General features: G+C 62.3%; 11 protein-coding genes. 5 read left to right on the top strand and 6 right to left on the bottom strand.

Translation table 11 applies throughout. The features are described 5' to 3' along the window. The first annotated feature begins 62 nt into the window (after nucleotides 1–62). The gene (locus NOX35_RS02915) at nucleotides 63–1,793 is read left to right on the top strand and encodes a Na+/H+ antiporter (RefSeq protein WP_256495651.1); all 1,731 of its coding nucleotides are present in this window, start codon (nucleotides 63–65) and stop codon (nucleotides 1,791–1,793) included. Between the two features lie 119 nt (nucleotides 1,794–1,912). Here NOX35_RS02915 and NOX35_RS02910 read toward each other — a convergent pair whose 3' ends face one another. Further along, complete coding sequence (locus tag NOX35_RS02910) at nucleotides 1,913–3,661, bottom strand: AMP-binding protein (protein WP_256495650.1); 1,749 nt, start codon at nucleotides 3,659–3,661, stop codon at nucleotides 1,913–1,915. Between the two features lie 135 nt (nucleotides 3,662–3,796). On the opposite strand from NOX35_RS02910, the gene NOX35_RS02905 reads away from it, so the two are divergent. Next, a complete protein-coding gene (locus NOX35_RS02905) occupies nucleotides 3,797–4,873 on the top strand; it encodes an AraC family transcriptional regulator (RefSeq protein WP_182285533.1) in 1,077 nt (358 codons plus the stop codon). Between the two features lie 15 nt (nucleotides 4,874–4,888). Further along, entirely contained in the window at nucleotides 4,889–5,584 is a 696-nt protein-coding gene (locus NOX35_RS02900) for a DUF4336 domain-containing protein (RefSeq protein WP_182285532.1), read from the top strand. Nucleotides 5,585–5,591: 7 nt separating this feature from the next. Here the strand turns inward: NOX35_RS02900 and NOX35_RS02895 are convergent, their stop codons facing one another. Next, on the bottom strand, nucleotides 5,592–6,317 hold the full coding sequence (locus NOX35_RS02895; protein ID WP_182285531.1) for an HAD family phosphatase: 726 nt from the start codon (nucleotides 6,315–6,317) through the stop codon (nucleotides 5,592–5,594). A gap of 101 nt (nucleotides 6,318–6,418) precedes the next feature. Next, nucleotides 6,419–7,456 (bottom strand): hypothetical protein, encoded by a 1,038-nt coding sequence (locus NOX35_RS02890; protein WP_256495649.1) that lies wholly within the window; start codon nucleotides 7,454–7,456, stop codon nucleotides 6,419–6,421. Between the two features lie 167 nt (nucleotides 7,457–7,623). On the opposite strand from NOX35_RS02890, the gene NOX35_RS02885 reads away from it, so the two are divergent. Further along, nucleotides 7,624–8,319 (top strand): response regulator transcription factor, encoded by a 696-nt coding sequence (locus tag NOX35_RS02885; RefSeq protein ID WP_256495648.1) that lies wholly within the window; start codon nucleotides 7,624–7,626, stop codon nucleotides 8,317–8,319. On the opposite strand, the gene NOX35_RS02880 is transcribed toward NOX35_RS02885, so the two are convergent. Next, on the bottom strand, nucleotides 8,316–10,145 hold the full coding sequence (locus tag NOX35_RS02880; RefSeq protein ID WP_256495646.1) for a hybrid sensor histidine kinase/response regulator: 1,830 nt from the start codon (nucleotides 10,143–10,145) through the stop codon (nucleotides 8,316–8,318). The genes NOX35_RS02885 and NOX35_RS02880 overlap by 4 nt on opposite strands. Continuing rightward, nucleotides 10,129–10,542: a YchJ family protein gene (locus NOX35_RS02875; RefSeq protein ID WP_182287085.1), complete on the bottom strand. Its 414-nt coding sequence runs from the start codon at nucleotides 10,540–10,542 to the stop codon at nucleotides 10,129–10,131. The genes NOX35_RS02880 and NOX35_RS02875 overlap by 17 nt, the downstream gene beginning before the upstream one ends. A gap of 130 nt (nucleotides 10,543–10,672) precedes the next feature. Here NOX35_RS02875 and NOX35_RS02870 point away from each other — a divergent pair, with 130 nt between their 5' ends. Then, nucleotides 10,673–11,164, top strand: a complete 492-nt coding sequence (locus NOX35_RS02870) for a DUF421 domain-containing protein (protein WP_182285527.1) — start codon at nucleotides 10,673–10,675, stop codon at nucleotides 11,162–11,164. A gap of 20 nt (nucleotides 11,165–11,184) precedes the next feature. Here the strand turns inward: NOX35_RS02870 and NOX35_RS02865 are convergent, their stop codons facing one another. Further along, a complete protein-coding gene (locus NOX35_RS02865) occupies nucleotides 11,185–11,976 on the bottom strand; it encodes an alpha/beta fold hydrolase (RefSeq protein WP_182285526.1) in 792 nt (263 codons plus the stop codon). Nucleotides 11,977–12,091: the final 115 nt, after the last annotated feature.

Raw genomic sequence — 12,091 nt, 5'->3', positions numbered from 1 at the left:
GGGAACTTGGTTTTTTTCTTGCTCAGACACAGCACTGCCACGGCAGTTGAAGAAAATGCCTTATGCACGCTGTTGAAACCGTTTTGCTTGTCTTGCTGCTGGGAGCGCTGACAGGCATTGTGGCCCGCTATATCCGGGCCATCCCCCTGCCTCTGATTCAAATCGCACTGGGTGCACTGATTGCCTGGCCGCAAGCCGGCCTGCACATCGCGTTCGACCCCGAGCTGTTCCTGCTGCTGTTCATTCCGCCGCTGCTGTTCGCCGACGGCTGGCGCATCCCCAAGCGTGAATTCTTCGCACTGGCCAAACCCATTTTGCTGCTGGCCCTGGGCCTGGTGCTGTTCACCGTGCTGGGCCTGGGCTATCTCATCCACTGGATGATTCCCGAGATTCCGCTGACCGTGGCCTTTGCCCTGGCCGCCGTGATCTCGCCCACCGATGCCGTGGCCGTTTCGGCCATCACGCGCAATCTGGGCATGCCCGAGAAGACCATGCACGTGCTGGAGGGCGAGTCGCTGCTCAATGACGCATCGGGTCTGGTGGCGCTGAAATTTGCGATTGCAGCCACGCTGACCGGCATGTTCTCCTGGGGCGAAGTCGCCAAGGAATTCACCTGGATGGCCGTCGGCGGCCTGGGTGTGGGTACGCTGATAGGCTGGGGCTTCAGCCATGCGCGCGGCACCATCACGCGCCGCCTGGGCGATGTCGCTGCCACGCAGATGGTGTTGCTGCTGGTGCTGCTGCCTTTTGCCGCCTATATCGTGGGTGAGAAAATCGGAGTCTCGGGCATTCTGGCTGCCGTGACCGCCGGCATCGCCACCAATTTCGCCGACCTGGAGCGCAGCAGCTATATCAGCGAACGCCTGCAGACCGAAGGCACCTGGAGCATGGTGGAATCGGCCTTCAACGGCGCCATCTTCCTGCTGCTGGGCCTGCAGCTGCCGTCCATCATCGGCGTGCCGCTGCATCAGGCCGGCCATGACTGGTGGATTCTGGTCGGCTATGTGGCCGCGATTTCGTTTGCGCTGCTGTTGATGCGCTGGATCTGGCTGGTCCTGGGTGTGCATGGATCTCTGCTGCGCGCCCACCGGCAGGGCAAGATGTCCGAGCGTCCCTCGCCACTGCTGAATCTGGCCACCACGCTGGCCGGCATTCGCGGCGCGGTCACGCTGGCCGGTGCGCTGTCCGTGCCCATGCTGCTGAACAACGGCCAGCCCTTCCCGGGCCGCGACATGCTGGTCTTTCTCGCCACCGGCACCATTTTGTTCACGCTGGTGATCGGCGCCGTGGGCCTTCCCGTCGTGCTGCGCCACCTGCCCCCGCACGAAGAGTCGCCCACCGTGCGCGAGGAGCGCCTGGCCCGCGAACAGGCCTGCATGGCGGCCATGGCCAAGCTCACGCTGAGCGAGGAAGAAATGCAGCGCCGCGACCCCGAATGGGTGGCGATGCGCCAGGAGGTCAACGGCCACCTGACCCAGGAATACCGCAACCGCATCCAGTTGCTCGACGACGGCAGCGGCGCCGCGCAAAGCATAGAGCTGCTGCGCGAAGCGCCCGAAGTCGTGCGCCAGCGCAAGCTGCGCTATGTGATGGAGATCGAAACCCGCATCGAGTGCATTCATGCCGAGCGGGACTTTTACTACGCCGAAAGACAGGCCCACCGCATCAACGACGAATCGCTGCGCAGCCTGGTCAGCGAGCTGGACATGCAGGAAATCGCCATGCGCAAGCGCCTGATCGTGGCGTGCCGCGCAGCGGGTCTGACCATGACCAGCACGCCGTCCAATCACTAAGCCAGAGACACCGAGGAAGGGCCGAAGCTGGCCGCACCGCACCGCACCGAGGGTGTCGTCCCCCTTGGGGGGCACCCGGCGCAGTGAAGGTGCGAAGCCGCTCAGGGGGGAGCACATATTCAGGCCGTCTTGATGACGCGCAGATCCAGCAACTCGATCATCTCGTCGCGAATCCTGAACTTCTGGATCTTGCCCGTCACCGTCATCGGGAAGGCCTGGACAAAGCGGATATAGCGCGGCACCTTGTAGTGCGCAATCTGCCCCTTGCAGAACTCACGGATCTCATCCTCGCCGAGTTCCTGACCGGGCTTGACAATGATCCAGGCACACAGCTCCTCGCCATAGCGCACATCGGGCACGCCCACCACCTGCACGTCCTGCACCTTGGGGTGGCGATAGAGGAATTCCTCGATCTCACGCGGGTAGATGTTCTCGCCGCCACGGATCACCATGTCCTTGATGCGGCCCACGATATTCACATAGCCTTCGGCGTCCATGGTCGCCAGATCGCCGGTGTGCATCCATTGCTCGGCATCGATGGCCTCGCGGGTTCTGGCCTCGTCTTCCCAGTAGCCGTGCATGACGGAATAGCCACGCGTGCACAGCTCGCCCGACTGGCCCGGCGGCATGATCTCGCCGGTGGATGGATCCACAATCTTCACCTCCAGATGCGGCTGCACCTTGCCCACGGTGGCAACGCGTTTTTCCAGCGGCGTGTCGGCATCGCTCTGACAGCTCACGGGACTGGTTTCGGTCATGCCGTAAGCGATGGTGATTTCGCTCAGATGCATATCCTTCACCACACGCTTCATCACCTCGATGGGACAGGGCGAGCCCGCCATGATGCCGGTTCGCAGCGTGGACAGATCGAACTCGGCAAAGCGCGGATGATCGAGCTCGGCAATGAACATGGTGGGCACGCCATGCAGACCCGTGCATTTCTCTGCCTGCACCGCCTCCAGCACGGTGATGGGGTCGAAGCCATCATTCGGATAGACGATGGTCGAGCCATGGGTGAAGCAGGCCAGATTGCCCAGCACCATGCCGAAGCAGTGATACAGCGGCACGGGAATGCAAAGCCGGTCCTTGGGCGTGAGGCGCATGCATTCGCCAATGAAAAAGCCGTTGTTGAGGATGTTGCGGTGCGTCAGCGTCGCCCCCTTGGGAAAGCCCGTGGTGCCGCTGGTGAACTGGATGTTGATGGGGTCGCGGTTGCTGAGCGTGGCCGCAATGGCATCAATGCGCTCATCGGCACTGGTTCCTTGCGCCATCAGCTGCGAAAAACGCAGCATGCCGGGCTGTTCGACGTCCAGATCCGCTGCGCCTGAGCCGGCAGCACCTGAGCCGGCAGCGTCAATCCACACCACCGTGCGCAAGGTCGGCAGGCGTTTGGATTGCAGCTGGCCCGGTGCGCAGCTCGCCAGCTCGGGCGCCAGCTCACGCAGCATGCCAAGATAGTCGCTGGTCTTGAACCGCGGCATGGACACCAGCGCTTTGCAGCCCACCTTGTTGAGCGCATATTCGACTTCAGAGGTGCGATAGGCCGGGTTGATGTTGACCAGCACCAGTCCCACCTGAGCCGTGGCCAGCTGCAGCAGCACCCACTCGGCATTGTTATGGCTCCAGATCCCTACCCGGTCACCCTTGACCAGCCCTTGCGACAGCAGCGCGCTGGCCAGCTGGCGCGCAGCCACATGCAGCTGGGCATAGCTGTAGCGCAGACCCTGATGACGGCTGACCAGCGCGTCACGCGCGCCCTGGCGCCCTGCCATTGCGGCAAAAAAATCGCCAATCGTCTGCTCGATCAGCGGCACATCCGTGCGCCCCTTGGCATAGCTGGCGGTCAGAGCGTTCACTTGCAATGGCATGGTCTTGTGTCTCCTTGCGTGCCGGCAGCCACCTGCGAACTGGCTGCACGGCGTCCATTCAGCACCGTTTTCTGCGCCTCAGAATAAGGGCAAGCCCTGTCCAGAAGAAGTCACAAAGGTTGCAATAATTGCCAAATGCTCACCCCTTCCCTGGTCAAGACTCCTCTGCCACACCATGCCAGCTCCGTGCTCAAATCGCACCCGGCAATTACCCCCATGGCGTTTGTGAAAGCCATTGTCCGCGCTTATGAAGCAAGGCAGATGTCAGCGCTAGGTGCCCTGGAAAAGGCACAAATCCCGCCAAACCTGATTGACGATGCCAACGAGCGCATCACGGCTTTGCAGATGGAGGCCCTATCCGACGCAGCCATGCGCGAGCTGGACGATGAAGCCTTGGGCTGGTTCGAGCGCCGCCTGCCCTGGGGCAGCTACGGCATGCTGGCCCGCGCCAGCATCAGCGCTCCGCAACTGGGCCTGGCGCTGGCACGCTGGTGCCGCCATCACGGACTGATTGCACAGGACATACAGCTTCAGCTCAGCGAGCAAGCTGGCATTGCCACCCTCACCCTGCATGAAAGCCGCCCGCTGGGAAGCATGCGCGAGTTCTGCATGGTATCGGTGCTGCGCAATATCCACGGCTTTGCAAGCTGGTTGATCAACGAACCGATCAGCCTGCTGCATGCCAGCTTTCCGTTTTCCGAGCCCGCACATGCCAGCGTCTACAAGGTGCTGTTCGCACCGGGCAGCATCGCTTTTGATGCACCCGTCGCCAGTCTGCAGTTTGAAGCACGCTGGCTGCAGGCTCCGCTGGCGCGCGACGAGGCGGCCCTCAACCGGATGCTGCAGCGCGCCTTGCCGATCCAGGTGCGCCCCTACCAACGCGAGAAGACTCTGGTGCAGCGTGTGCGCCATCTGCTGGCCGCCAGCGGGGAGGAGCAGCAGACGGCTGAAACGCTGTCCCGCCAGCTGCATCTGTCGCAGCGCAGCCTGCACCGCCAGCTCAAGGAAGAAGGTATTTCGCTGCAGGCCCTCAAGGACGATATCCGGCGTGAACGCGCGATTGCGCTGCTGCTGCGCACCAGCCGCCCCATCAAGCGCGTGGCCCAGGCCTGCGGCTTTCTCAACGACAAGAGCTTTATCCGCGCCTTTCGCCTCTGGACAGGGCTGTCCCCTTCGGAATTTCGCAAGACCGCCGGCCAGCGCGCCGTCTGACGCAAGGAGCTCTCCATGCAGGAATCCTCAGAAAACTGGCAGGCAATCGCTGATGGGGTCTGGGCACTCAGCTATCACTTCAGCAATGCAGGGCTGAAGGTCAGCACACGCATGACGGTGATCCGGCTGGCCGACGGCAGCCTGTTCTCTCACTCTGCAGTGCCGCTGACGGACGGACAGAAAGCTGCGCTCGACGCCCTGGGACCGGTGCAGCACATAGTCGCACCCAGCGCCATGCACCACTTGTTCTTGGGCAAACTGGCCAGGCTCTATCCACAGGCCCGGATCTATGGCACACAGGGCGTGCTGCGCAAGCGGCCGGATCTGCCGCTGCTGGAGCCTTTGCCGCCAGATGCTGAAGCGCCCTGGGCAGGCGAGCTGCAATGCCTGCCGCTGGACGGCCTTCCCATGCTCGACGAGACGCTGTGGTTCCACCCGGCCAGCGGCAGCCTCGTCGCTACCGACGTGCTGCAATGCTGGCAGGGACCGCTAAGCCTGCCGGTACGCATGTATCTGGGTCTGACGGGCGGACATGAGCGCCTGACCGTACCGCGCACTGTGCGCCTGCTGGTCAGGGACAAGGCCGCCGTGCGCAGTTGGGTGGAGCGTGTCCAAAGCTGGCCCGTACAGCGCGTGATACTGCTGCACAACAGCGTTATCGACGATCAGCCCATGAAGCACCTGCGCGAGGCGCTGTCGATCTGGGACTGAGCGCGCTTTACCGCAGGTCGTGCTCGTCGTCATCGCCAGCCGAGGCGCTGGCGGCACTCCTGCGCACGGCCTCGAACATGGCGGGCAAATCGCCCATGTCTCCGAACACGCAGGCTGCGCCAGCCTCGAGCAGTTGCTCTGCCGAGGCATGACCCTGATCCGCCGGGAAATAGCCCCAGACGGTGGCACCTGCTGCCACACCGGCCTGAACCCCGGTCATGGTGTCCTCGATCACCAGGCAGTTGGCGGGATCGGCCTTCAGCGCCTCGGCCGCAGCCAGATACACATCGGGGAAAGGCTTGCTGCGCGGCATTTCATGGCCGCTGTAGACATGACCTTCGAAATAGGGAGCCATGCCCACCTTGGCGAGCTGCATCTCCACCTTGGCACGGTCCGCACCGGAGGCGCAGGCAATGCGACCGTTGCACAGCGCGTGAATCTGCCCGACCGCTTCCAGCGCGCCATCGATGGCCACCAGTTCGGCACGCAGGGCGGCATTGCGGCGCTCGTAGAACTCGGCCATCCAGGCATCGGTCAGCGGCTTGCCGGTATGGGCTTCGATCACGGCCGCCTGGCTGCGCACCGTCTTGCCGATGAAGTCGCGCGTGCACTGTTCCTGGCTGATGGCCCAGCCAGATTCGTTGAGCATGGTGCACAGCACGCGATTGGTGATGGACTCGCTGTCCACCAGCACACCATCACAGTCGAAAAGCACAGCGTCAAAAGCAGTCATGAAAGCATTACCAGTGCATCGTCGGATGCAAAAAAGGCGCTCAACGGCGCCTAGTATCAAGAAACAGAGGGCGCAATTATGCGCTCACGCCCTTTTCGAGTTCAGGGGAAGGTCACTCCGGCCAGCGGATTGATCATCCACGCGCTGTTCTTGGCGTAGATGGTGCTTGTCTTGTTGTCGGAAGTCATGATCCCGCTGAAATAGAAGAAGCCCTTGGCCGCATTGGCATTCATATTGCTCAGCTGGGTCGTGAGCGAATCACTGCTTGCCGAGGCCTCGACCAGGTATTCGATGGCGCCATTCTGTGCCGAGCTTTTCTCGAAGACATCCACATAGCTCATGTTCAGCGGGTCACCGCCCAGCCTCTGCGTGCCGCGGATGAACCAGCCATCCGCCCCCTTTTGGGCCAGACGCGTTCTCATCGCTGCAGCATCGGCGGCCGAGAATGAGCTGCCGAGCTTGTCGACCTGATAGGTATAGGTGACGCCGTCATTGCGCTTGGCATACAGACTGAACAGCTCGTTGTTGACGATCTGGGGACCCAGATAGCGATAGCCTTCGGCGCCCTGGCCGTTCAGTTCCGTGGCAAAGGCTTCGGCGGTGGTGGCCACGGGCGTCACCGTTCTGTAGCTGAACTGGTCGCTGCGGCTGTTGTCCTTGACGTAGACGCTGCGGATGTCGCCGACATCGCCGAACACCGCATCGGACTTGTACATATAGCCGCTGCTGCCCTGCTGGTTCAGTTGGGCCAGAAAGGCGGTGCGTGATGGCTGTGCCGCAGGATTGACATAGCTGAACTTGCGCCCTGCATGTGCGGTATCCGTGAGATAGAAGTCGCCGATCTCCGAACCGGTCGAGCTGATCGATCCCGCCAGGGAGCTGAACAGCGCATAGCCGTCGGCCCCCATGCTGTTGGCAAAATCCAGCATCTGCGCATGGCTGGTGGCAGTCTGGCCGCCCATCTTGTAAGTTCCCGTGACGGCCTGATTGCCGTTGCCGCTGCCTCCCGTATTGCCTCCACCGCCTTCTGAGCCGCCGCCTCCGCCTATGCTTCCGCTGCTGCCACCATCTCCACCGCCGCCACAGGCGGCCAGGGTGGAAATCAGCAACAGGGCTGCGGTTCTACGGGTGATTTGCATACGAGATGACACAGGCTTGCTCCTCGGTCTTGATGTTGGTTGAAAATGTCCAGATCCCGACACTGAGATAGCCATCAGCGTCGTCTTACAGACATTGTCAGAAGGCTTGCGAGCAAACCACTCCCTACCGAGGAGGGGTCTTTGTTACCAAGCCCAAAGGAAGGCTCATGCCCGATCTACTGCAAATCCTGAGCACCACTCAACTGTGCGCACAGCCCTATGCGCTGGTGGTGGATGATCACCCGCTGGTCGCCGAGGGCCTGTCACAAGCGCTGATGAGCAGTGCCGGCGTGCGCCAGGTGCGCTGCGCGGCTCACGGCAATGAGGCGCTGGCCGTGATTGCTGCACTGGGTGAGCCCGTTATCACCGTGATGGACTTCTGGCTGGAGGACGGTGCATCTCTGGAATTTGTGCACAGCATTCTGGCTCTGGCTCCTGGCACACGCATTCTGGTGACCAGCGGCGACAAGCACCCGGCCATCATCAGCAAGGCCGCAGCCGCAGGTGTGCATGGCTTTGTGCACAAAAGCAGTCCGTCTCACGAATTTCAGGCAGCGGTGCAAGCCCTGCTGAATGGCCGCATCTGGTTTGAGGCCCTGCCTCCCATCCCTAGCGCACCTCCGATTCCAACCGCGGGCAGCATCTTGCATATGAGCGCCAGAGAGCTCGGCATCACTGCCCGCCAGGCGCAGGTACTGAGCCTGTTGCTGCAGGGCAAGCCCAATCGCGCCATTGCACAGGCACTGAACCTGTCCGAATACACGGTCAAGGAGCATGTCACCGCCCTGCTGCAGCGCCTGGGTGCCAGCAACCGCGTGGCCCTGATCACGCGCATGCGAGGCATAGAGGTCGACTTGGACTAAGGCTGGGAGATCGCCATACAGCGCGCCAGCACCGCATGCAGCTGGTCGGGCTGCAGCGGGGTCGCCAGGGCCAGATAACCCTGATCCTGGACCTGCTCCAGCATCTCCTCATCGCCGCTCATCAAAGCACCGCTGGCTTGCGGATGCTGGTCCAGAAGCTGCATCAAACACTCAAGCCCGCTTGCGCCATCCTTCAATCGCTGGTCGCACAACACAAAGTCTGGCAACAATCCATCGGCCAGCAGTTGCTGCGCCTCAACCAAGCTGCGCGCTCTTTGCACCTGCACACCCCAGCTCTGCAAAATCTGTACCAGCACCGGGGCCAGCTGCGCATCGTTTTCCACGACCAGACAGTGCCCCTGCAATGGGGAAAACCACTGCGATCCAGTCGATATCGGCGGTACAGGCAGCACGGACGAGGTCTGCCACTGCTCGGCATCCTGCGGCCAGCGCAACCAGAAACACGAGCCCTTGCCCGGCAACGACTGCACGCCGCACTCCACGCCCAGCCGCTGCGCTGCCAGTGCCACCACGGACAAGCCCAGGCCACGCCCGCGCAATGGCGCCGGCACGCCCTCTCTGGCATCGCGCTGCTGACGCGCAGGGCTGCGATAGTGACGCATGAAGACCTGTGCGCATTCCTGCTCGCTCATGCCACAACCGCTGTCCCACACCTGCAAAAGCCAGCGTCCCTGCCTGTGCCGCAGCGCCAGCAGCACCCCGCCCTGGTCGGTGTAGCGCAGCGCGTTTTGCAGCAGATTGAAAACCATCTGCCGCAACAGCACCGCATCCGTGCACAGTGCCGGCATATGAGCTGGTTGCCTCACGCGCAGACGCAGACCACGCTGCGCTGCCTCGCGCGCGAACAGGCGCCGGGCTTCGTCCAGCACCGCACTCATGGATACCGCCTGCCATTGCGGTGCGAAGCTGTCGCCCTCAAGCCGCGACAGATCCATCAGGTCGTTGAACATGGAGCCCAGGTCGCGCGTGCAGGCCTGCATTTCCTGCAGCAGCTGCGCCAGATCGTCATCCTGATTGCGCTGATGAGCGGCTTGCAGCATCAGGCCCATGGCATGCAGGGGTTGCCGCAGATCATGACTGGCGGCGGAAATGAACCAGTTTTTTTCGGCCAGCGCATTCTCGGCCTGTTCCTTGGCTTCGCGGTAGCGCTCCGCCAGTGCCTGACGCTCCAGTTCGTGCGCCATCTGCTGCTGCACGAAACGCCGCGCACCCCAGGCGTGGCGGACAAGTATGGCGCCGTACAGCAGCAGCAGCGGCAGCAGATAAGGGCCTTTTTTCGGAAAGTAATGCAGCGTGCACAGCAACATCGGCAAGTAGATGCCCGCCATGAAGGCTGCGAACACCTGCGGCACGGGGGCCAGAAAGGTGGCGGCCGATGCCATCACGCCCAGCAGTACCAGATAGATCAGCAGGCGCAGCTCACTGTGGCTGTCACTCCAGGTAAAGGCCAGCACGCTCACCCAGAGCAGGCCGTTGATCAACGCGGCCAGCGCCAGCTGTCGCTGCCATGCCGTCAATGCCGCCTGCAGTCGCAATGGCTCCCAATCGCACGCCGACCGCCACTGGCGATGCAGTCTGCGGCGGAACAGCAAAAAGCCCAGCGCCATGACGATCATCAGCCCCCACCACCAGGCCAGCCCGGCGCTGACGGCTGGGCTGTTGCGGGTACTGACCCACAGCAGCAGGGCTGGAATCAGCAAGGCCGCGATTTCGGAGGAGCCACGCGAAGCCAGTGACTGCAACAGGCGCAGACCGGCCTGCAGCCGGGTCAACTGCGCCGAATCGACTTCAGAATTGATCGCCATCAACGTAGAACCAGCGCCCACCCTCGAGCACGAAGCGGCTGCGCTCATGCAGGCGTACGGCACGCCCCGCCAAACGATAGCGGGCGACGAATTCGACCTCTGCTGAAGCATCCCCGGTCGACTGAAACTGCTTAACATCCAGCCCCAGCCATTTGGTGGCGGCATCAAAATCAAGCTGGGACGGGCGCTGGCTGGCATGCCAGGTGGCTTGCAAGTATTCCTGGTTCTCAGACACGAAGGCCGTATAGCGCGAGCGCATCAGAGCCTCGGCATCGGGAGCGGGCCGGGTATCCCAGTGATCGATGTAACGGCCGCAGCAATCGGCATAGGCCAGCAGCCGGCCTTTGGCATTCTTGCGTCCACAGGGACAGTCCCGCTTTTTCTCAGCTTCTTTCACAACTTTGGCAGTCTTGATTGGCAATGCTGCATTGTCGACCAAGTCGAACAACGAACAAGCCGGCTTGCGCAGTCGGTCGCCTCATAGCACAGTAGCGGCAGTTCAAAGCTCGCTGCTCAAAGGTTTGTCTATGTTCTCCATGGCGGTTCCCTGGTGGGAGTTCGTGATTCGCGGTGTTAGCGTCTACCTGTTTCTGCTGGTGTTTCTGCGTCTGACCGGCAGGCGCCAGACCGGCCAGTACGCACCTTTCGATCTGGTGCTGCTGCTGATTCTTTCCAACGCAGTACAGAACTCCATGAATGCGGGCGACAACTCGCTGATCGGCGGCCTGATCAGTGCCGGCACGCTGCTGGCCTGCCATGCGCTGCTCTCCCACCTGAGTTACCGCTTTGCGAGGCTTCGCAGGCTGGTGAATGGCAAGCCCAAGGTCCTGATTCACCAGGGCATTGTGCAACCCAGTCTGATGACGCAGGAGCAGATCACTGCCGAAGACCTCGCGGCAGCCCTGCGCTCCAATGGCTGCCTCAACGCGCATGAGGTGGAGCGCGCCACGATCGAGACCAACGGACAGATCACCGTGGTACTGCGCAAGCGCAGCATGGCAGAGCTGGGAGAGGCCTGAACCTCAGTACGTGTTGGTTCTCAGTGCAGGCCGTCCAGAAACTGCCTGATGGCCGCATTCACGGGTTCCGGGTGCGTGAGATTGGCTGCATGGCCTGCGCCGGCCACATCCACCCACTGGGCCTGGGGCAGGCCCTTGAACATGGCCCGCGCACGCTCCACACCGATGGCCGCATCCTTGTCGCCATGAATCACCAGCGCAGGCACCTTGATTTCGGCCAGGCGCGGGCTGATGTCGTCGCGCAGCGCCAGCGTCGCAAAGCTCTGCCCCAGGTTGATCGGAGAGGCCTGTTTCCATTTGGCGCGCCACTGCTCAGCTCCCGGCCAACCCTGGCCCAGAATCGTGTGCTCCACGATGGTGGCCATGTCATCCGACAGCCCATGCTCCATCCAGGCCTTGAGCAGCGCCTCATGGTGCGGCATCTGTTCGGGATCCTCCAGCATGGCCTGGGTGTCGATCAACACCAGCGCGCCCACGACATCCGGATGAATCAGCGCGCAGCGCAGCGAGAGATAGCCGCCTTGCGACATGCCCACCAGCACGGCTTTTTCCACACCCAGATATTTGAGCAAGGCCGCCAGATCGTCGGCCGAGTCATAGTAGCTGAACGCTTCGCAATGCTCGGGGTCCGCCGTCTGCCCATGACCACGCTCGTCCCAGCTGATGCAGCGATACAGCCCCTGCAAAGCCTGTATCTGTGGCTCGAACATGGTGTGATCCATGAGCAGGCCGTGCGAGAACACAATGGCCGGGCCACGCCCTCCCGTGTCCTCGTAGTAGATATTCTGACCATTGACCTGGGCAAAAGGCATGCTGCGGACTCCTGCTGCAAATGGTTGAAACCCCTGGGGGAACTCCCCCACTGAGCACATCCTAAGCAGGCCTTGTGACATCGGCAACCGGCCCGTCCCCTGATGTGCCACAGCC

This window comes from Comamonas sp. C11 (assembly GCF_024496285.1).
Lineage (GTDB): Bacteria > Pseudomonadota > Gammaproteobacteria > Burkholderiales > Burkholderiaceae_C > Comamonas > Comamonas testosteroni_F.
Note: the sequence above shows the minus strand (reverse complement) of the source record. Positions and strands in the feature narration are given on the sequence as shown.